The organism is Ilumatobacter sp. (genome assembly GCF_030065885.1).
In the GTDB taxonomy this organism is placed as follows: domain Bacteria; phylum Actinomycetota; class Acidimicrobiia; order Acidimicrobiales; family Ilumatobacteraceae; genus Ilumatobacter.
In genome coordinates this window covers 1-20,295 of the sequence record NZ_JASJCS010000043.1, presented here as the reverse complement: position 1 = coordinate 20,295, position 20,295 = coordinate 1, and the positions used below count along the sequence as shown (strand labels likewise).

20 protein-coding genes are annotated in these 20,295 nt (G+C 70.3%); 9 read left to right on the top strand and 11 right to left on the bottom strand.

What is annotated here, in order from left to right:
• Nucleotides 1–202: 202 nt before the first annotated feature.
• From QNJ12_RS11050 to QNJ12_RS11040, 3 genes are all read right to left on the bottom strand, one after another.
• The gene (locus tag QNJ12_RS11050) at nucleotides 203–607 is read right to left on the bottom strand and encodes an SCP2 sterol-binding domain-containing protein (RefSeq protein ID WP_300622698.1); all 405 of its coding nucleotides are present in this window, start codon (nucleotides 605–607) and stop codon (nucleotides 203–205) included.
• 66 nt (nucleotides 608–673) lie between these two features.
• Nucleotides 674–1,786: an o-succinylbenzoate synthase gene (gene menC / locus QNJ12_RS11045; protein ID WP_300622697.1), complete on the bottom strand. Its 1,113-nt coding sequence runs from the start codon at nucleotides 1,784–1,786 to the stop codon at nucleotides 674–676.
• The gene (locus tag QNJ12_RS11040; RefSeq protein WP_300622696.1) at nucleotides 1,786–2,496 is read right to left on the bottom strand and encodes a hypothetical protein; all 711 of its coding nucleotides are present in this window, start codon (nucleotides 2,494–2,496) and stop codon (nucleotides 1,786–1,788) included. The genes menC and QNJ12_RS11040 overlap by 1 nt, the downstream gene beginning before the upstream one ends.
• Nucleotides 2,497–2,630: 134 nt before the next feature.
• Between QNJ12_RS11040 and serA the strand changes: the two genes are divergently transcribed.
• Nucleotides 2,631–4,196, top strand: a complete 1,566-nt coding sequence (gene serA, locus QNJ12_RS11035; protein WP_300622695.1) for a phosphoglycerate dehydrogenase — start codon at nucleotides 2,631–2,633, stop codon at nucleotides 4,194–4,196.
• A gap of 21 nt (nucleotides 4,197–4,217) precedes the next feature.
• Here the strand turns inward: serA and QNJ12_RS11030 are convergent, their stop codons facing one another.
• The 5 genes from QNJ12_RS11030 to leuA form a co-directional block, all read right to left on the bottom strand.
• On the bottom strand, nucleotides 4,218–5,021 hold the full coding sequence (locus tag QNJ12_RS11030; RefSeq protein ID WP_300622694.1) for an isocitrate lyase/phosphoenolpyruvate mutase family protein: 804 nt from the start codon (nucleotides 5,019–5,021) through the stop codon (nucleotides 4,218–4,220).
• Between the two features lie 103 nt (nucleotides 5,022–5,124).
• A complete protein-coding gene (gene pyrF, locus QNJ12_RS11025) occupies nucleotides 5,125–5,937 on the bottom strand; it encodes an orotidine-5'-phosphate decarboxylase (protein ID WP_300622693.1) in 813 nt (270 codons plus the stop codon).
• Nucleotides 5,938–6,052: 115 nt separating this feature from the next.
• Complete coding sequence (locus QNJ12_RS11020; protein ID WP_300622692.1) at nucleotides 6,053–6,244, bottom strand: ferredoxin; 192 nt, start codon at nucleotides 6,242–6,244, stop codon at nucleotides 6,053–6,055.
• Between the two features lie 65 nt (nucleotides 6,245–6,309).
• Nucleotides 6,310–6,807, bottom strand: coding sequence for a hypothetical protein (locus QNJ12_RS11015; protein WP_300622691.1), 498 nt, complete (start codon nucleotides 6,805–6,807; stop codon nucleotides 6,310–6,312).
• Nucleotides 6,808–6,850: 43 nt separating this feature from the next.
• Nucleotides 6,851–8,512 carry a 2-isopropylmalate synthase gene (gene leuA / locus QNJ12_RS11010; RefSeq protein ID WP_300622690.1) on the bottom strand — a complete coding sequence of 554 codons (1,662 nt, stop codon included), beginning with the start codon at nucleotides 8,510–8,512 and terminating at the stop codon, nucleotides 6,851–6,853.
• 303 nt (nucleotides 8,513–8,815) lie between these two features.
• Between leuA and QNJ12_RS11005 the strand changes: the two genes are divergently transcribed.
• Together QNJ12_RS11005 and QNJ12_RS11000 are read left to right on the top strand one after the other, a co-directional pair.
• Nucleotides 8,816–10,144: a DEAD/DEAH box helicase gene (locus QNJ12_RS11005; RefSeq protein ID WP_300622689.1), complete on the top strand. Its 1,329-nt coding sequence runs from the start codon at nucleotides 8,816–8,818 to the stop codon at nucleotides 10,142–10,144.
• 134 nt (nucleotides 10,145–10,278) lie between these two features.
• On the top strand, nucleotides 10,279–11,061 hold the full coding sequence (locus QNJ12_RS11000) for a transposase (protein WP_300622688.1): 783 nt from the start codon (nucleotides 10,279–10,281) through the stop codon (nucleotides 11,059–11,061).
• A 15-nt stretch (nucleotides 11,062–11,076) separates the two neighbouring features.
• On the opposite strand, the gene leuD is transcribed toward QNJ12_RS11000, so the two are convergent.
• Together leuD and leuC are read right to left on the bottom strand one after the other, a co-directional pair.
• Nucleotides 11,077–11,661: a 3-isopropylmalate dehydratase small subunit gene (gene leuD, locus QNJ12_RS10995; protein WP_300622687.1), complete on the bottom strand. Its 585-nt coding sequence runs from the start codon at nucleotides 11,659–11,661 to the stop codon at nucleotides 11,077–11,079.
• Nucleotides 11,658–13,043: a 3-isopropylmalate dehydratase large subunit gene (gene leuC / locus QNJ12_RS10990; RefSeq protein ID WP_300622686.1), complete on the bottom strand. Its 1,386-nt coding sequence runs from the start codon at nucleotides 13,041–13,043 to the stop codon at nucleotides 11,658–11,660. The genes leuD and leuC overlap by 4 nt, the downstream gene beginning before the upstream one ends.
• A 56-nt stretch (nucleotides 13,044–13,099) precedes the next feature.
• On the opposite strand from leuC, the gene QNJ12_RS10985 reads away from it, so the two are divergent.
• From QNJ12_RS10985 to QNJ12_RS10970, 4 genes are all read left to right on the top strand, one after another.
• Nucleotides 13,100–13,756 (top strand): IclR family transcriptional regulator, encoded by a 657-nt coding sequence (locus QNJ12_RS10985; protein ID WP_300622685.1) that lies wholly within the window; start codon nucleotides 13,100–13,102, stop codon nucleotides 13,754–13,756.
• Between the two features lie 88 nt (nucleotides 13,757–13,844).
• Nucleotides 13,845–14,240 carry a MerR family transcriptional regulator gene (locus QNJ12_RS10980; protein ID WP_300622684.1) on the top strand — a complete coding sequence of 132 codons (396 nt, stop codon included), beginning with the start codon at nucleotides 13,845–13,847 and terminating at the stop codon, nucleotides 14,238–14,240.
• Complete coding sequence (locus tag QNJ12_RS10975; protein WP_300622683.1) at nucleotides 14,237–15,283, top strand: aldo/keto reductase; 1,047 nt, start codon at nucleotides 14,237–14,239, stop codon at nucleotides 15,281–15,283. The genes QNJ12_RS10980 and QNJ12_RS10975 overlap by 4 nt, the downstream gene beginning before the upstream one ends.
• Nucleotides 15,284–15,327: 44 nt before the next feature.
• Nucleotides 15,328–16,470, top strand: coding sequence for a hypothetical protein (locus QNJ12_RS10970; RefSeq protein WP_300622682.1), 1,143 nt, complete (start codon nucleotides 15,328–15,330; stop codon nucleotides 16,468–16,470).
• 15 nt (nucleotides 16,471–16,485) lie between these two features.
• On the opposite strand, the gene QNJ12_RS10965 is transcribed toward QNJ12_RS10970, so the two are convergent.
• Entirely contained in the window at nucleotides 16,486–18,684 is a 2,199-nt protein-coding gene (locus QNJ12_RS10965; protein ID WP_300622681.1) for a cellulose biosynthesis cyclic di-GMP-binding regulatory protein BcsB, read from the bottom strand.
• 94 nt (nucleotides 18,685–18,778) lie between these two features.
• Here QNJ12_RS10965 and nadA point away from each other — a divergent pair, with 94 nt between their 5' ends.
• Both nadA and QNJ12_RS10955 read left to right on the top strand, forming a co-directional pair.
• Nucleotides 18,779–19,792 (top strand): quinolinate synthase NadA, encoded by a 1,014-nt coding sequence (nadA, locus tag QNJ12_RS10960; protein WP_300622680.1) that lies wholly within the window; start codon nucleotides 18,779–18,781, stop codon nucleotides 19,790–19,792.
• Nucleotides 19,793–19,799: 7 nt separating this feature from the next.
• On the top strand, nucleotides 19,800–20,295 hold a 496-nt coding region (locus QNJ12_RS10955; RefSeq protein ID WP_300622679.1), incomplete at its 3' end, for an FAD-dependent oxidoreductase.

Genomic DNA, 20,295 nt, shown 5'->3' with positions numbered 1-20,295 from the left:
CGAGCTCGCCGTCTCCGCAACGGCGCCATTGGCGCCTCGCTTCGACGCTCGCCCGCCTTGGTCGTGCGACGCGGTCGGTCGGTGAGATGGTCGTCGACGATGCGGTTGACGAAGCCGCTCGGCTGCGCCTGACCGTGCTCGCCGTCTCCGCAACGGCGCCGTCGGCGGGCGGGGGTGGCGAACGTCGGATTCGGCCGCGCCGCTACTCGGTGATCGCCTGGATCTCGGCGGCGAGCTGCTCGGAGAACTCGTTCGATGGGATCGACGTCTGCATCGCCATCAGCTTCATCATGTCGCCCTGCACCTTGACCTTGCCGGCCATGAACGACTGCATCGCGATGGCCGGGTCCTGGTCGACGATCATCGCCTTCGCTGTCTCGTAGTCGGTCATCAGCACGGCGTCGGGCTCCTCCAGCTCGCCGAGCTCGAGGGTGACGACGCCGTCGCTCGTGTCGACGTACGCCGTGACCGTGCCGTCGCCGAACGGCACGTCGGTGATGACCTGGTTGATGCGGATGACGGTCGTGACCTCGGGGATCTGGTCCCCGTACCGTTCGCGGATCTCGCGGGCGGCCTCGATCCATTCCTCCGACAAGAACGCGTACATGGCGAGGGAGAGTACCGCCTCGGATCGTGTGGCGGGCGACTGCCCGCTCTCGCAGCGAGGCGGCGCTCAGGCCGGCAGCGTGATCGCCGAGGTGGTGATCTCGTCGAGGAAGTCGTGATCGAGCTCGAAGCCGAGGCCCGGGCCGGTCGGCACGCTGACGTGGCCGTCGTCGACGGTGATCGGGTCGATGACGATGTCGCGCCGGTAGAAGCGGCTCGAGGCGCTGATGTCGCCGGGCAGCGTGAACCCGGGGAGCGCCGCCAGCGCCGCATTGGCCGCCCGGCCGATCCCCGTCTCGACCATGCCGCCGCACCACACCGGCACGCCCCGATCGAGGCAGAGGTCGTGGATGCGGCGGGCCTCGAGGTAGCCGCCGACCCGTCCGGGCTTGATGTTGACGATCTCGGTCGCGCCGAGATCGATGGCGTCCAGCGCCGTCTGCCACGACACGATCGACTCGTCGAGGCAGATCGGCGTCGCCGACTCCCGTGCCAGCTGCGCATGCCCGAGCAGGTCGTCCTCGGGCAGTGGCTGCTCGATGAGGAGCAGGCCGAAGTCGTCGAGCCGGCACAGGTGTGCGATGTCGGAGCGCCGGTAGGCGGTGTTGGCATCGACCTGCAGCCCCAGTTCGTCGCCGATCATGTCGCGGACCGCTGCGACTGGTTCGAGATCCCATCCCGGCTCGATCTTGAGCTTGATGCGGGCGTATCCGTCGTCGACGTAGCCCTGGACCTGGGCGAGCAGCTCGTCGAGCGTGCCGAAGATGCCCACGCTGACGCCGCTCGGGACGCGGTCGCGGCGGGCGCCGAAGTGATCGCGCAGGTTCTGTCCGGCCGCCCGCAACTCGGCGTCGAGCAGTGCCATCTCGAGCGAGGCCTTGGCCATCGGGTGGCCCTTGACTGCCGCCAGTTCGCCGGCGACGCTCGCCGCGGCCGGATGGTCGGCCTGGCACAGTCGCGGCCACAGGTGCTCGGCGATGACGAGCTGAGCGGCATCGACGAACTCGGGGGAGTAGCTGGGCTCGGCCATGGCCACGCACTCGCCCCAACCGTCGCCGTCGGAGGTGCCGATGCGCACGAGCAGGATGTCGCGGCGTTCCTCGCTGCCGAAGCTGGTCCGGAACGGCGTGACGAGGTCGAGCGCGATCCGCCGGAGCTCGATCTCGCGAAGGGTCGACATCAGGCCGGCACGTCGACCTGGTAGGCGCCCTCACGGGTGAAGCCGGTGACGACCCCGCCCCGATCGAGGAGCGGGGCGAGCTGCTCGCGCATCCGCAGGCGCCAGTCGAGTGCCGCCGTCATGTCGGTGCGGCGGAGCACGACGATGTCGTCGGGCGTCGAGACCTCGACCCGCGTCGCGGAGGTCGGCGCCGTCGGCCCCGCCGCCCCTGGCGCGGTCGGCCACGCCACCATCAGGCGGTCGGACTCCTCGTCGACGTTGATCGAGTCGGACATCACGCCGTAGAAGTTCACGAGGTACTCCGACACGTGGGCGTCGAGCACCTCGATGTTGAACCACGCGTTGCGGCGGACCAGCGGGTCGAACGTCCAGGTGATCCACGGGATGTCGCGGTCGGCCGCCCATGCGCGCTGGTGGAGCTTCATCGCTCGACCCACGCCGGTGTGCTGGACGCCCGGCAGGATCCCGGTGACGTGGCTGTGCAGCGCCCGGTCGTCCTGGTGCTCGGCGAGGAACCCGAACGACGCTCCGACGATGTTGCCGGACTCGAACCCCCCGGCCACGTACCCGCCGCTGTGAGCGATCGCCCGGAGCAGCTCGACGCCGACGATCGGCGTGACCGAACCCCACACCTGCTGGAACACCGTGACGATCGCCGCCATCTCGTCCGCGGCCTCGAGCGTCCGGATCTCGAGATGAGCGTCCCCCATGGGCAAGGACCGTACCCCCCGTCGCGGCGGGAGTCGGAAATCGGCGTCGACGAGGTCGCGCCCACAGTGGGTGCTCCTTGACGTGTCGTTCATGCCGTTGGCGTGGGGTGCTGCCGACCGATAAGCATGACCACATGGCGCACATCCTGGTCACCGAAGCGATCGCCGAGGGCGGCCTCGACCGGCTCCGCGAGGCCGGCCACACCGTCGAGAGCCGTCTCGGGCTCGGTCGGCACGAGCTGCTCGAGGCCGTCGCCGGCGTCGAGGCGTTGATCATCCGCTCGGCGACCCAGGTCGACGCCGAGTTGCTGGCGGCCGGCGGCGACCTCCTCGTCGTGGGCCGCGCCGGCATCGGTCTCGACAACGTCGACGTCCCGGCCGCCACCGAGCGTGGCGTGATGGTCGTCAACGCGCCGCAGTCCAACATCATCTCGGCGGCCGAGCACACGATGGCGCTGCTGCTCGCCCAGGCGCGCAACGTGCCGCAGGCCCATGCCGCGCTCGTCGACGGTCGCTGGGAGCGCAGCGAATGGGAGGGTGTCGAGCTCGCCGACAAGACGCTGGGCATCGTCGGGCTCGGCCGGATCGGCAAGCTCGTCGCCGATCGTGCCAAGGCCTTCCAGATGCGCCTCGTCGCGTACGACCCGTTCGTGTCCGCCGATCGTGCCCGCCAGGTCGGGGTCGAGCTGCTCCCGCTCGACCAGGTCGTGCAAGAGGCCGACTTCCTCACGATCCACCTGCCGAAGACGCCCGAGACGGCCGGGCTCATCAACCGCGACCTGCTGGTCAAGGCGAAGCCGTCGATGCGAGTCGTCAACGTCGCGCGTGGCGGCATCGTCGACGAGCGGGACCTGGCCGAGTGCATCCGCGACGGCGTCATCGCCGGCGCCGCCCTCGACGTGTTCGATGGTGAGCCGATCACCGAGTCGCCGCTGTTCGAGCTGTCGTCGGTGGTCGTGACGCCGCACCTCGGTGCGTCGACCCGCGAGGCCCAGGACAAGGCGGGCGACGCGATCGCCGACATGGTGCAGCTCGCGCTCCGGGGCGACTTCGTGCCGTGGGCGGTCAACGTCGATGCGGCCGAGGCGAACGAGACGATCCGGCCGTTCCTGCCGCTGGCCGAGACCCTCGGCCGGCTGTACGGCTCGCTCCACGGCAGCCTGCCCGACTCGTTCGAGCTCTGCTGCCAGGGCGAGATCGCCCAGTACGACACCCGGATCATCGGCCTCGCGGCGCTCAAGGGCTTCTTCGGCCGGATCAGCGAGGACCCGGTCAGCTACGTCAACGCGCCGAGCATGGCCAAGGCGGCCGGTGTCACCATGCGCGAGGTCAACTGCCTCGACACCGACGAGTACGTCAACCTGATCACGCTGCGGTGCGACGATCACAGCATCAGCGGCACGCTCGCCGGCCGCCGCAGCGAGCAGCGCATCGTCGAGATCGACGATCACGGGTTCGACGTGCCGCCCGCCGAACACATGCTCGTGATCACCAACGACGACCGCCCCGGCGTGATCGGCACGGTCGGCGTGCTGCTGGGCGACGCCGGCGTCAACATCGCGGACATGGACGTCGGCCGCGTCGAGTCGGCGGGCACCGCGGTCATGCTGCTGGCGATCACGGCACCGATGCCCGCGCCGCTGGTCGACGAGCTGCGGTCGTCGCCGGGGATCCTGAGCGTGGCGGTGCTCAACGGCTGAGCCGCGCCGTGCGCGGCCGCCTCAGCCGAGCTGGGCGCGGTCACCCGATCGGAGTCGGGTCGCGAGGTAGCCGCTCGTGCCGTGCTCGAGCAGCTCGCGTGCGCCGGCCATCGCGGCCCCGTAGGCCGTGCTCGCCAGCGACCCGCCCGTGGACACCCGCCGTCCGCCCGCTTCGCCGATCTCGGCCACGGTCGGGCCGGTCATGAGCGCCAGCACGTTGACCGGCAGACCGACGACGTCGACCACGCGGCGGATCGCGGCCGTGGAGGAGAGCCCGGGCGCATAGACGCAGTCGGCGCCCGCGTCGCGGTACGCGACCAGTCGGGCGATCGTGTCGTCGAAGTCGTCGATGCCGTAGATGTGGTTCTCGCATCGTGCGGTCAACACCATCGGGTCGCCGGCGACGTGGGCTGCTTCCGCGGCAGCAGCGACGCGTTCCGCGGCGACGTCGATCGGGTCGATCGCACCGGTCGCCGGGTCGTAGTCCTCGATCGAGCAGCCGGCCGCGCCCACCTCGTGGAGCCGGGTCACCGTGTCGGCGATGCCGGCCAGGTCGTCGGAGAAGCATCGCTCGCTGTCGACGTTGAGGGGCAGATCGGTCGCCGCCGCCACCGCGGCGACGTGGTCGACGAGCTCGTCGAGCGTGACCTGCTGGTCGTCCTTGCCGATGGTCCAGGCGAACCCGGCGCTGGTGGTCGCCAACGCCTCGAACCCGAGGCCGGCCAGGAGCTTCGCCGACCCCACGTCCCACGGGTTCGGCATCACGAAGACGTCCTCGCGCTCGTGGAGGGCGACGAAGCGGGCACGGCGTTCCTGCGGAGTCATCGCGACATCGTGGCGCACCGCGTGCAGTCGCACCAGCGGTGGACGGACACCACCCTCGACCGGACGATGGGATGGTCGACCCGCTCGTCGTGACGGGCGCTGCTCACCAACCGGCGGGCAGCGACGCCAGCCGGGCGTCGAGCGCTGCCTGCCTGGCCGCTTCGGCGAAGTCGTCGCCGCTGCTGGCGTACAGGATCGACCGTGAGGCGCTGACGATCAGGCCGCGCCCGTCGGCGGTCGCACCCGCCTCGACGGCGGCGTGCGGGTCGCCGCCCTGCGCGCCGATGCCGGGGACCAGGATCGGCAGGTCCCCGACCGCAGCCCGGACCCGGCGAAGCTCGTCGGGGTAGGTCGCGCCGACCACCAGGCCGCAGTCTCCACGCGCCGCCCACTCGCCGGCGACCATCTCTGCCACTCGCATGTACAGCGGCCGGCCGCCGACGTCGAGCGCCTGGAGATCGTCGCCGCCCGGGTTGCTCGTCCGGCAGAGCGCGATGACACCGCCGCCGTGTGCGAAGTAGGGCACCACCGAGTCGCCGCCGAGGTACGGGTTGACGGTGACCGCGTGGGCTCCGTATCGGCCGAACGCCTCGCGGGCGTAGTGCTCGGCGGTCGAGCCGATGTCGCCGCGCTTGGCGTCGAGGATCAGCGTGACATCTGGGTACGTCTCGAGGATGTACGTGCACAGCTGCTCGAGGGCCGGCTCCTCGCGTTGCGACGCGAAGTAGGCGATCTGCGGCTTGAACGCGCACACCACGTCGGCAGTGGCGTCGATGATCTCCCTGCAGAACCGGAACGCTGCGTCGTGGCCGGTGTCGAGTGCGTTGGGGAAGCGTGCCGGGTCGGGGTCGAGGCCGACGCACAGCAACGAATTGGTCGCCGCCCACGAGCGTTGCAGCTGGTCGTGAAAGCCCACCCGGCAGACGGTATTGCACACCGCCGCCGACGTCGCGGCACGTGAGATGTCGATTCGGTGACGAACCCCTGGCGCGATGGCCCCGTCCAGTGGGCGCCGGCTCGGCGTCCGGCGGCTACTCCTCGAGCTCGATCGCCGCGGTCGGGCAGAGGTCGGCCGCCTCACGCACCCGCGTGTGCAGCTCCTCGCCGGGCTCGTCCTGCAGGACGTAGAGGTAGCCGTCGCTGCGGACCTCGAACACCTCCGGGCAGACCTGCATGCAGCCGCCCGTCGAGGCGCACATGTCGAAATCGACCTTGACCTTCATGATCGTCCCCCTGTCTCGCTCGGTCGTGTGGATGGTGGTTGCGGCGCCGCGACGGCGAGCCGCCGTCAGGACTTGGCGCGCCGGTAGCCGTCGGCCTCGGCGTCGGCCTCGCTGGCGTAGCACCGCTCGGCGCCCGTGCGTTCGTAGAAGCGCCCGCCGGGCACGTGGTAGATGCCCGAGTTGTCGTTGGCCTTGATCGGATGGGTCACCGGGCACGCACCGTCGGTGGGTTCGATCCACCGTGCTTCGCCGCTCGGGGCGTCGCCGCTCGGCGCGGTGGCGCTCGGCGCGGCCTCGTCGGCCGCGGCCGGCTCGGACTCGGCTGCCTCGGCCGCGTCGTCGGTCGCCGCTGCCGCGGTGAGGTCGGCGTCGCTCACCTCGGCGAACGCCGAGGTGGTGGCCGCGACCGCGCCGTTGCCCGAGCTGGCGGCGGGCGCCATGGGCGGCCATTCGGCGGGGCCGCCCCCGGTGGCCTCGTGTTGCCGTTGCCATGTGGTCCAGACCGCGTACCCGGCGCCGCCCAGCAGGGCGAGCCAGAATGCGCGACGTAGCAGCGTGAGCATGCGACGAACCATAGTCAACGGCAGGGTGTCGCCCGCCGCCCGGTCAGCCGTGCTGGCGCTCGAACGCCGCGAGCACGGCGTGCAGTGATGCCGTGGTGATGTTCGGGTTCTGACCGAGGCCCCACCTGATCGTGCCGTCGCCGGTCGTGGTCTCGACGTAGGCGACCGCCTGGGCGTCGGCGCCGCGGCCGATGGCGTGCTCGGCGTAGTCGACGACGTCGAACGCCTCGTGGAAGTGTTCGGTGATGGCGTGCACGAAGGCCTCGACCGGGCCGTCGCCCTCGCCCTGGATCGTGACCGGCTGACCGTCGACCTCGAGCTGGGCGGTGATCGTGGTGTGGCCGGCGCCGTCCTCCGAGTGCGTGTGCAGCTCGTGCGTGCGGAGCAGGTAGCGCGGCTCGGCCGGCATGTACTCGTCCTGGAACGTGTCCCACATGACCCCGGGACTGATCTCCGTGCCGGTGTTCTCGGTGACGTGCTGGATCGTCTTCGAGAACTCGATCTGGAGGCGGCGCGGCAGGTCGAAGCCGTGCTCCTCCTTCATCACGTAGGCGACACCGCCCTTGCCGGACTGCGAGTTGACGCGGATGACGGCTTCGTAGGTGCGGCCGACGTGCTTGGGGTCGATCGGCAGATACGGCACGCCCCACTGGTCGTAGTCCGTCGGCAGCGCGTCGAAGCCCTTCTTGATCGCGTCCTGGTGCGAGCCCGAGAACGCGGTGTACACGAGGTCGCCGACGTATGGGTGCCGTTCGGGCACCGGCAGCCGGTTGCAGTACTCGGCGGTGCGGCGCAGCTTGTCGATGTCGCTGATGTCGAGCTCGGGGTCGACGCCGTTGACGAACAGGTTCATCGCCAAGGTGACGACGTCGACGTTGCCGGTCCGCTCACCGTTGCCGAAGAGCGTCCCCTCGACCCGGTCGGCGCCGGCCATCACGCCGAACTCGGCCGCGGCCACCGCACAGCCGCGGTCGTTGTGCGGGTGCAGGCTGACGATGACCGAGTCGCGCTGCTTGATCGTGCGGCAGAACCACTCGATCACGTCGCCGTAGACGTTGGGGGAGTAGCACTCGACCGTCGCCGGCAGGTTGAGGACGATCGGATCGTCCGGCGTCGGCTCCATGACGTCCATGACGGCCTCGCAGATCTCGATCGCGTAGTCGGGCTCGGTGAGGGTGAAGCTCTCGGGCGAGTACTCGTATCGGATCTGCGTGTCGGGGATGGTCTCCTCGAGCTTCTTGCAGAGCTTGGCGCCGTTGACGGCGATCGACGTGATGCCCTCCTGATCCAGCCCGAAGACGACGTCGCGCTGCAGCGGGTTGGTCGAGTTGTAGAAGTGCACGATCGCCCGCGGTGCACCCTCGAGGCACTCGTACGTGCGCTCGATCAGCTCCTGCCGGCACTGGACGAGCACCTGGATGTGCACGTCGTCGGGGATCAGGTCCTCCTCGATGAGCTGGCGGACGAAGTCGTAGTCCGGCTGGCTCGCCGACGGGAACCCGACCTCGATCTCCTTGAAGCCCATCGCGACGAGCTCTTGGAACATCTTCAGCTTGCGGGCCGGATCCATCGGATCGATCAGGGCCTGGTTGCCGTCACGGAGGTCGACCGAGCACCACGTCGGGGCGCGCTCGATCGTGACGTTCGGCCACGTGCGGTCGTGGAGGACGACGGGCACGAACGGCCGGTACTTCTCGAAGGGCATCGGTGTCGGGCTGGCGTTGGCTGGTGGCATCGGTCTGGCTCCGGGTGAGGAAGGTGTGGCTGGATCGGTCGTGATGGGGTGTGCGGTGGTGCGTGGTCGTCGGTGACGTGGTCGTCGGTGAACCGGCACGGCCGGAAAAACGAAAGTGCCCCCGGCCGGGGCGGCGGGGGCGGGCGAACGTGGATATGCGCGCGTTCGCCCTACGTAAGCAGGAGCAGGGTGCGCGCGGACGTCCGAATCATTGCGGACACCCTACTCGCATCGCCTCGGCATGGCAATGGTGCCGATACCCTGTCCTCCACGATGAACAGCGCGAACCCACGGCCGCCCGGCCGCCGATCTGGGGGCCGAGGTCGTGGCGGGCGCGGAGGGCGCCGCCGCGAGGCCACCCACCAACGCCGCGACGACGGTCCCGACCGCTCCGGCAACCTGACCACCATCAACGCCCTCCCACCGGTCGAACCGCCAACCGGCTTCGCCGCGCTCGGGGTGCCCGCCCGGATCGACGACGGCGTGGCCGCCTGCGGCTTCGCTCAGCCGTTCGCCATCCAGACCGAGGCGGTGCCGGTGGCGATGCAGGGCCGCGACGTCTGCGGGCGTGCCAAGACCGGTTCCGGCAAGACGTTGGCCTTCGGGCTGCCGATGCTGGCCCGCATCACCGACACCGCCGAGCCGCGCCGTCCGCTCGGACTGGTGCTGGTACCCACCCGCGAGCTGGCGGTCCAGGTGGCCGAGGTGCTCGAACCGATCGCCCAGCACGCCGGCCAGCGCGTGCTGGCCGTCTACGGCGGTGCCAGCCGCCACACCCAGATCGACGAGCTCGACAAGGGTGTCGAGCTGGTCGTGGCGACACCGTTGCGGCTGATCGACCTGATGAAGTCCGGCGAGGTCGATCTCGCCGACGCGCAGATCGTGTGTCTCGACGAGGCCGACCGCATGGCCGACGACGGATTCACCCCGCAGGTCGAGTGGGTGCTGCGCCACTGCACCGGCCGCAACCAGACGATGCTGTTCTCGGCGACGCTCGACGGCGATGTCGGCCACATCATCCGCCACTACCTGCACGACCCGGTCGAGGTCGCGATCGACGAGGTCACCGACACGGTCGGCACGATGCACCACCTCTTCCTCGCCGTGCATCACATGGACAAGGACAAGGTCGTCGGCGCGATCGGGCAGGGCATCGCCAAGATCGTCGTGTTCTGCCAGACGAAGCGGTTGTGCGATCGCGTCGCCCGCAACCTGCAAGAGCTCGGCGTTCAGGCGTCGGCGATCCACGGCGACCTCCCGCAGAAGGCGCGTGAGCGAGCCCTCCAGCGGTTCGCCGAGGGGAAGTTGTCGGTGCTGGTCGCCACCGACGTTGCGGCGCGCGGCATCGACATCGACGACATCGGCGCGGTGATCCACTACGAGCCCGCCAAGGACGTCAAGGACTACCTGCACCGCTCGGGCCGCACGGCCCGTGCCGGGCGCGACGGTTGGGCGGTCACGCTGGTCGAGTACAACCAGCACACCCAGATGCGGATCCTGCAGCGCGGCATGCGGCTGCCGACCAACCCCGCGATCGAGGTCTTCTCGAACAACCCCAACCTCCGCGACCTGGGCCTGTTCCACGCCGACGTGACGACGTAGCCGTCACACCCTTTCACGTTGTGTCAGACACAACGTGAAAGGTGGTGGCTGGAACGTTGTGACACCCATGCGCGAGCAGTGGGCACGTGGGGAGACGGCGGCGTTCGGACGAGCAGACGGGGTGGCATCACGTGATGAACCGGGGGCTCGATCGGCAGGTCGTGTTCCACACCACGGACGACCGTCTCGACTTCGGGCGGCTGATCGAGGCCGCGCACGAGCGGTGCGGCGTCACCGTCTTGGCCTACTGCCTGATGGACAACCACTTCCATCTCGTCGTGTCGTGCCCTGACGGTGGCCTGTCCCCGTTCATGCAGGACGTGAGTGCGAAGTTCACCCGCCACAACAACGAACGCCATGGTGGCGATGGCCCCGTGTTCCGGGGCCGGTTCGCCTCGCGCCCGATTCGCGATGAGCGCTACCTCGTCAACGCGGTTCGATACGTCCACCGCAACCCGCTCGATCTCGGGCCGAGCTGCGACCTCGCCGCCTACCGATGGTCGAGCCATCGCACGTATCTCGGGCTGCGCCGAGCGCCCGACTGGCTGTCCGTGTCCCCGGTGCTCGAGTGGTTCGATGGTCCTTCGGCGTTCGACACCTTCGTCAGAGCTGCGCCGCCGGCGACAGTGGTCGGTTCGGCGTCCGCGGCCGACCTCGTGGGCGCCCTGGAGATGGCGGTGTCGCGACACGCCGATGGTCTCGATCGCTCAACCCGCGGCGTCGTCCGCACGTGCGCCTACCTGTTGCTCCGCCGGTTGGAGCCGCGTTCGGCGGATGCGTTGGTGCGCTGGCTCGGGCCGTCGTCTGAGGATGCTCTCCACCAGGCGAGGTTGCGAGCCGAGCGCCATGCGCGATCCGAACCGCACTACGAACGCGTCGTAGCAGACGCCATCGCCCTCGTGTCACGTTGTGTCTGACACAACGTGACATGGCTAGGTGAGCCAGGCGGGGCGGTTGGACTCGTAGGTCTCGATCGCGTCGGCGTGGCCGAGGGTGATGCCGATGTCGTCGAGGCCTTCGAGGAAGCGGTGCTGCGTCGGGCCGTCCATCGGGAAGGATTCGGCGATGCCGGCCTGCGGCACCTCGACCGTCAGTCGATCGACGTCGACGACGATCTCCGTCGTCGGGTTCGCCTCGATCGCTGTCCAGATCGCCTCGACGGTCGCCTCGGGCAGCACCACGGGCACCAAGCCGTTCTTGGTGCAGTTGTTGCGGAAGATGTCGGAGAAGCTCGGCGCGATCACCGCATCGAAGCCGGCCTGCAGGATGGCCCACACCGCGTGCTCGCGGCTCGACCCGACACCGAACGCCGGCCCGGCCACGAGGATCGACGCGCCCTGGTACTGCTCCTGGTTCAGCACGAAGTCGCGGTCGTCGCGCCACGTCGAGAACAGGCCCTTCTCGAAGCCGGTGCGCTCGACCCGCTTCAGCCATTCGGCGGGGATGATCTGGTCGGTGTCGACGTCGGAGCGGCGCAGCGGCACCCCGGTCCCCGACACGATGCGTACGGCCTTCACGACAACTCCTCCGGGGTGGCGAACGTGCCCTTGACGGCCGTCGCGGCAGCGACCGCCGGGGACACCAGATGGGTGCGGCCGCCGCGACCCTGGCGACCCTCGAAGTTGCGGTTGCTGGTGCTGGCGGCGCGCTCGCCCTCGGCCAGCTTGTCGGGGTTCATCGCCAGGCACATCGAGCAGCCCGGTTCGCGCCAGTCGGCGCCGGCGGCACGGAACACCTCGTGCAGTCCCTCGGCCTCGGCCTCCGCCTTCACGCGGTGCGAGCCGGGCACCACCATCACCCGCGGCACCGTGACGCGTCGCCCGTCCATCACCGCTGCCGCGGCACGCAGGTCTTCGATGCGGCTGTTGGTGCACGAACCGATGAACACGGTGTCGACGGGGATCTCCTTGATCGGCGTGCCAGGGCTGAGGCCCATGTACTCGAGCGCTCGGGCGACGGCGTCACGGGTGGTCTCGTCATCGAAGTCCTCGGGCGCCGGCACGACGCCGTCGATCGACCCGACCTGACCCGGGTTGGTGCCCCAGGTCACCTGCGGGGTGATCGTGCTGGCGTCGATGACGACCTCGCGATCCCACGCCGCTCCGTCGTCGGTCCGCAACGTCCGCCAGTCGGCCACCGCTGCCTCCCAGCCGGCCGGGGCGTGATCGCGCCCGCGGAGGTACTCGAACGTCGTGTCGTCCGGGGCGATCATGCCAGCCCGGGCGCCCGCCTCGATCGACATGTTGCAGACGGTCATCCGGCCCTCCATCGACAGGTCGCGGATCGCCTGGCCGCGGTACTCGATGACGTGGCCGATGCCGCCCCCGGTGCCGATGTGGCCGATGATCGCCAGCACGATGTCCTTGGCGGTGACACCCTCGGAGACGGCGCCGTCGACGGTGACCGACATCCACTTCGGGCGGGCCTGGGGGAGCGTCTGGGTGGCGAGGACGTGCTCGACCTCGCTGGTGCCGATGCCGAACGCCAGCGCGCCGAACGCGCCGTGGGTCGCTGTGTGGCTGTCGCCGCACACGATGGTCATGCCGGGCAGGGTGCGGCCCTGCTCGGGCCCGATGACGTGGACGATCCCCTGGTTCGGGTCGCCCATCGGGTAGTTCGTCACGCCGAACTCGGCGGTGTTGGCGCGCAGCGTGTCGACCTGCTTGGCCGAGATCTCGTCGGCGATCGGCCGGTCGATGTCCTCGGTCGGGACGTTGTGGTCCTCGGTGGCCACGGTGAGGTCCGGCCGGCGGACCGTGCGGCCGCTCATCCGGAGCCCGTCGAACGCCTGCGGGCTCGTGACCTCGTGGATCAGGTGCAGGTCGATGTACAGCAGGTCGGGTTCGCCCGGTGCCGAGTGGACGAGATGGCGGTGCCAGAGCTTCTCCGGCAGCGTCATCGGCGTGTCGTTCGCCATTGCGGCTGTCTCACTTTCTGAGATACGCTTCTTGCGGTATGGACATCGTAACCGGCGTCGGGGTGCTCGACAAGGCGGCGCTCGTGCTGCGAGCGGTCGCCGAGCGGCCGATGTCGCTGACGGGCCTGCAAGCGGCGACCGGCCTGCCTCGGGCGACCGCACATCGTCTTGCCGTCGCACTCGAGGCGCACGGCATGCTCCGCCGCGACGTCGACGGGCGCTTCGATCTCGGAGCCGAGCTCGCCGCGCTCGGGCGTCTCGCCGCCGACCGCTTCCCGCTCGCCGAGCTCGCGCTGCCCGTGCTCCGGTCGCTGCGCGACGAGACCGGCGAGAGCGTGCAGCTCTTCGAGCGCGAGGGTTCCGGCCGGCGCTGCGTGCTGTCGTTGCAGTCGCCCCACGCCCTCCGCTGGATCGTGCCCGAAGGCGTGCTGTTCCCGCTCGGGCTGGGTTCGGCAGGGCGAGTGCTGACGGGCGAGACGTCGCGCGCCGGCTGGGTGCAGAGCGTCGAGGAGCGCGAATCCGGCGTCGCCTCGGTGAGCGCGGCGGTCCGCGACGACGAGGGGATGGTGGTCGCGGCGGTCAGCGTGTCGGGCCCGATCGACCGGCTGACGCGGCAGCCCGGCAAGCGGTTCGGTGCGGCGGTGGCCGCGGCCGCCGGTGAGGTGTCCGCGCGGCTGCACGGCAGCGATCGCTGACATCCTCGGACGACGTCGATCCGCCCCGCCGGACGTCCCGCCAGCCCGGCCTTGACCTGGAGTGCGCTCCAGGGTGGACACTGGCGACATGACGACACACGACACGGTCGCCTCCCTGACGCCGGCCGAGATGGCCGAGCGGACCGGAGTCTCGATCGACACGCTGCGCTACTACGAGCGCGAAGGCCTCATCAACCACGTGGCACGGGCCGACAGCGGCCACCGCCGGTACAGCGCCGACGACGTGCTGTGGGTCGAGGTGCTCCGTTGCCTGCGCGAGACCGGCATGACGATCGAGCAGCTCCGTCACTACTGCGAGCTCGGTGAGCAGGGCGAGCAGACCCGTCCCGAGCGGCTGCAGCTCCTGCTCGATCACCGTGCCCGCGTCGAGCGGCAGATGGCCGATCTGCGGGACGCCCTGGCCCTGATCGACCACAAGATCGGCTTCTACAGCGACCAGCTCGACGAGAGCGAGGCGTCATGACCGCCCCCGTCGGCCCCTACGTCCAGGTCGGTTCGAGTGGGTTGTTCGTGTACCGGGTCGGTCTCGGCACGATGCAGTTCGGCTGGTCGATCGACGAGGCCGCGTCGTTCGACGTGCTCGATGCGTACGTCGAGCGTGGCGGCAACTTCATCGACACCGCCGACTGCTACAGCTCGTGGTCCGAGCGCATGGGCGGCCCACCGAACCCCGGCGGCGTGTCCGAGGAGATCATCGGCCGGTGGATGGCGGCGCGCGGCAACTGCGACGAACTGGTCGTCGCGACGAAGGTGCGGGCGGCGATGGGGGAGCAGTTCTCGGATCATCGCGGCACGTTCGCCCAGCGCGAGGGGCTCTCGCGGCGTTGGATCATGCGGGCCTGCGAGGACAGCCTGCGCCGACTGGGGGTCGACCACATCGACCTGTACCAGGCGCACTTCATCGACCCGCTGGTGCCGATCGAGGAGACGATGGCGGCGTTCACCGACCTCGTCCGCGCCGGCAAGGTCCGCTACCTCGGTTGCTCGAACTTCAGCGCATGGCGGCTGATGCAGGCGCTGTGGGCGTCGCAGGCGAACGGCTACGAGTCCTTCGTCAGCATCCAGCCCGAATACAACCTGCTCAGCCCGACCCGTGCCGACTTCGAGACCGAGCTGGCGCAGGTCTGCGAGCGTTACGGCATCGGCGTGGTGCCCTACAGCCCGCTCGCGGGCGGCGTCCTCACCGGCAAGTACCGGCGCGGTGCCGAACTCCCGGACTCGGTGCGCGCCGAGGAGAACGCCGCCCAGCGCTTCTCCGACGCCAACTGGGACATCGTCGAGAGTGTCGTGTCGATCGCCGAGCGGATCGGGGCGACGCCCGCCCAGGTCGCGATCAACTGGCTGCGGGCCAAGCCGTGGGTGACGGCACCGATCGTCGGCGCCAACCGGCCCCAGCAGCTGCTCGACGTGCTCGACGGCATGGACGAGCCGCTCCCGGCCGAGGCAGTCACCGAACTCGACGCCGTCAGCGACTTCCACCGGCCGCGCACCTCGCTCGAACGCTGAGCGGGTCCCCCTGACGAGGTGCCGGGCGCGTCACACTGGGCACCGTGCGCGATGTGGTCGGTGCAACCGAGTGGTGGTTCGTTCGGCGCGGGTTCCCGCACGCGATCCCCGACTACTCGGCGCGCGAGGACGTCTGGACCAGGGCCTGGCCGTTCCTCCTGTTCGTCCTGTTCGTCGAGCTGTTCGTGAGCTTCGGCGACCGCTTCGACGGCTGGGCGCAGGCCGGCGTGTTCGTGGCGGGCGTCGGCATGCTGGCGGGCGCGTTCGTCGGGGTGAACCTGCTGCGCGGGCGCCGTGCCTTCCGGCTGCCCGACGACATCGGGGTGCTCGAGCTCGGCGCGTTCGTCCTCGCGCCGGTGGTCTCGTCGCTCGTGCTCACCGACCGTGGCTGGTCGGGGGCGCTCGCCGTGCTGGCGGTCAACCTCGCCGTGCTCCTGGTCGCGTACGTGACGACCTCGTACGGGCTGTTCCCGGCGCTGCGGGTCGGCGCGGTGCAGGCGTTCCGCCAGCTGCGGACCGTCACCCAGCTCGTCGCCAGGAGCCTGCCGCTCCTGCTGCTGATCACGGCGTTCGTGTTCCTCAACGCCGAGATGTGGCAGGTGGCCCACGACTTCGAGCCCGCGTTCTTCGCGATCTGTGTCGGCTTCATGGTGCTGCTCGCGCTCGGGTTCCTCGCGTTGCGCGTGCCACGCGAGGTGGCGGGGCTGGCCCGGTTCGAGTCGTGGGACGAGTGCGCCGAGCTCGCTCGCGCCACCGACGCACCGATCGTCGACGAGCTGCCCGCTCTGGAGGGCCGCCCGCCGCCGGCCGACCTCGGGCGGGTCGAGCTCGTCAACGTCGGCCTGCTGCTGACCATCTCGCAGGCCGTCCAGACGCTGCTCGTCGGGCTCATCGCCGGGACGTTCTACGTCGGCTTCGGCCTCCTGGCCGTGCGGCGAGCGACGATCGAGCAGTGGACGACGGCGACGGTGGTCGACCCGATCGCCGACGTCACGTTCCTCGGTGGCGAGCTCGTCCTCACCTGGGAGCACCTGGCCGTGGCCGGCTTCATCGCCACGTTCTCGGTGCTGCAGTTCGCCGTGGCCAGCATCACCGACAGCACGTACCGCGACGAGTTCTACGACGACATCGCGGGCGACGTCCGTCGGGTGCTCGCCGTCCGGGCGATCGTTCGTGCTGCCGGCTGATCGTCGGGCCGACCGTCAGGTCGTGGCGGTCGTTCGGGGCCGCCACCGGCCGCCGAAGCGCCGGTAGGCGAACGCGCCGGCGCCGATCACCAGCGCCGCCACCACGATGATGACCAGGTCGGTGAGGGGGTTCGAGCGTCCGGTCTGCTCGTCGATCACCTCGGGCCGTGAGAACCCGCCGCTCTCGGCGACCGTCGCCGGTGGCTGGGTGACGGGAGGCGCCAGATCGAACTCGCTCTCGACGGGCGTCGGCAGCGGAGCCGGCTCGCCTCCTTCGTAGGAGATCGACCGCGCATCCAGGGGGTCGACGCTGACCAGGGCGAGCGACCCGGTGAGGCCGACGCGCAGTTCGGGCTGGAGCAGGACGTCGAGTGCGGCGAGCACGTCGTCGTCGGTGCGGCCGGTGACGGCGATGGTCAAGCCGCTCTCGCGGTTGGCGACCATCTGGATCGCCGCGGTGTGCGGGCGGTCGTCGAGCTGGATCTCGATCGCGCCGGGCCAACGGTCGGGGACCGAGCGGCCGAGCGGGAGCGCAGCCACGTCGTCGGCGAGCGCTGGCTGGCGGTCCGCGGTGCCGAAGACCACGCGATGGCCGGTCGGTGGCTCGGCGAGCGCCTCGTCTGCGGTGACGACGGCAGCCGTGAGACCGCGGCCGCCGAGCAGGATCGCCAGTTGCACGGCACGCTCGGCTTCTGCGACCGTCGGCTCGGTCGGGGTCACGACGACGGCGGCCCGGGTGTCGGTGAACGAACGGAACGTGTAGGGCAGATCGTCGAGATCGGCCACCAGGCCGACCCCTTCGTGCAGCCGGATCTCGGTCGAGCCGAGGATGTCGATGCGCCCCTCGGTCGTGGGGGTGACGGTCGAACTGCCGCCACCGCAGCCTCCGCCGCCCCCGGACGTACCGAGATCGGCTTCGAAGCGGACGAAGTTGGTGCCGGGCCGGAGCAGTTCGGCGGGGACGTCGAACGCGAACGAGTCGATCTCGGCGCTGAGCTCGGCGAACCCGACCAGCCGGCCGTTGACGTAGACGTCGAGCCCGGGAGCCGCGACGGTGGCGACGGCGTCGATCGTCAGTTCCATGAACGAGATCGTGCCGCCGATCGGCAGGTCGACCGTGTAGGTGACCCGGTCGACGCCGGGGCCTTCGAGGCTGGTGCCGCCGAACCCGAGCTCGTCGAGGCTCGCACCGTCGAGCCACGTGTCGGAGGCTTCCTGGAGCGGCGCCGAGGGCTCGATCGGCAGTGACGCCGCATCGATCACGTCGATGCTGGCGCCCGACATCTGCGATCGGGCACCCGGCTGCATCAGCGCTTCGGCGATGCGGATCAGCTGCTCGCCGTGGGTGGCGACCAGATCGACCCGCGGCGAGCCGTCCGCCGCGCTCGAGATGCTGATGCCGGGGTCGACGGGATCGACGGCGACACGGATCTGTGCGCCGCCGACCCCGTCATCGCTGTCGACGACCACGACGTTGTGGTCACGCCCGAGGGCCTCGATCAGTGCACCCCCGACGGTGGCGGCGGCGGTGAGGTGGGCGCCGTCGCCCTTGTCGATGATGATCGTGGTCGTATCGGCCTCGGTGACGAAGGCCTCGGGAAAGTCGCGCAGCGAGAGTGGTGTACCGGGGACGGTGTCGAATCGGACGTCGAACGGGCCGGCGAGCTCGACCCACCGGCCGGGGTGGCTGGTGTCGCGGCATGCGCCGTCGCCGTCGAGCGGCACGTTGGTCTCGAGCCGCAGGTCGTTCGACCCCGGTTCGAGGAGGCCGGCGGGGAGCGGGATGTCGACCTGCGTGGTGCCAGGGCCATCGCCGAGCGCCCACGAGCCGACCGGGCGACCGTTGAGCTCGGCGACGACGGCGGCGTTCACCACGAGATCGGGTACGTGGAAGATCGCGGTGGCGACGCCGTCGGTCGCGACCGTGCGGCCGAACGGGACGAAGACGGGCTGCTCGTAGAAGCCCCGGAAACCCTCGATCACGATGCCGTCGGGCGAGATGGTCGGCGCAGGAGGCGCCGTCTCGGATGCCGGCTCCGGCTCGGGCGCGGGCACGGTGTCCTCGGGAGGTGCTGCGAGCGCCGAGGTCGCGCCCGACGTCAGCCACAGCGCGCAGGCTGCGAGACCGACGGCGCGTGCACGCCGAGAGAAGCGCTTGGTTGGCGGATGTTGCATGTTGACCTCACGAGGTCCGGAGACCTCCACCGTGATCATCGGCATCACTTGAGCCGGTCTTGAGGCTCGCGGCGCCCGCCGTGGCAGATCCTTCAGCGGTCCCTCAGCACGCCCGCCGATAGGGTCGACGACCATGAGCACCACCGACATCGGGGCACCGGTCGATGTGCTGCCCACCGACTGGCGCGAGCAGGTCCGGACCCTGGCCGACGAGCGCGACGCCGTGATCCTGGCGCACAACTACCAGCTGCCCGAGATCCAGGACATCGCCCACCACACCGGCGACTCGCTCGGCCTGTCGCGGGCCGCGGCCGAAGCCGAGCAGTCGACCATCGTGTTCTGCGGCGTGCACTTCATGGCCGAGACCGCCAAGATCCTGAGCTACGACAAGACCGTGCTGATCCCCGACGAACGCGCCGGCTGCAGCCTGGCCGAGACGATCACCGCCGATCAGCTGCGAGCGTGGAAGGCCGAGCACACCGTCGACGGGGTCGAGCCGGTCGTGGTCAGCTACGTCAACACCACCGCCGCGGTCAAGGCCGAGACCGACATCTGTTGCACGTCGTCGAACGCGGTCGACGTGGTGGCGTCGATACCAGCGGAACGGCCGGTGCTGTTCGGGCCCGACCAGTTCCTCGGCGCCCACGTCCAGCGCGTGCTGCAACGCGAGAACATGCACATCTGGCTCGGCGAGTGCCATGTGCACGCCGGCATCAACGGCGCCGAGCTCCGCGAGCAGGTCGAGGCCGACCCCGATGCCGAGCTGTTCATCCACCCCGAATGCGGCTGCGCCACGAGCGCGCTCTACCTCGCCGAGGCCGGCGTGGTGCCGGCCGAGCGGACCAAGATCTTGTCGACCAGCGGGATGGTCGACGCCGCCAGGTCCACGACCGCAGATCGGGTCCTGGTCGCCACCGAGACCGGCATGCTGCACCAGCTCGAGCGGGTCAACGACACCACCGAGTTCGCGCCCGTCAACCGGGCGGCGGTCTGCAAGTACATGAAGATGATCACGCCGGCCAAGCTGCTGGCGAGCCTGCGCGACGGCACCGACGTCGTCGACGTGCCCGCCGACGTCGCCGAGCGCGCTCGTGCGAGCGTCGAGCGGATGATCGCGATCGGTTCCCCGTCCGCGACCGCCGACTGAGCAGCCGGTGACCTCGTTCACGCTGCCCTCGGTCCTCGCCGGGCCCGCTGCGGAATGGGAGCGCGAGGTCGACGTCGTCGTGCTCGGTTCGGGTGCATCCGGCCTCGCCGCCGCCCTGGCGATGCGGCCCGAGCGTTCGGTGCTCGTCGTCACGAAGGACGTGCTCGCCGCCGGCTCCACTGCGTGGGCGCAGGGCGGGCTCGCCGCTGTGCTGCACCCGGCCGACACGGTCGACGACCACGTCCGGGACACGCTCACCGCCGGCGCCGGCCTCTGCGACGAGGACGCCGTGCGGACGCTGGCGATGGATGCGCCCGTGGCGATCCGCCGGCTGATCGAGCTCGGCGCGATGTTCGACCCGGACGAGTCGGGCGAGATGGCGCTCACGATGGAGGGCGGGCACTCGCATCACCGGATCGTGCATTCCGGCGGTGACCAGTCGGGCGTCGAGGTGCAGCGGACGCTCGACTCGGCTGCCATCGAGGCCGGCGTCGAGGTGCTCG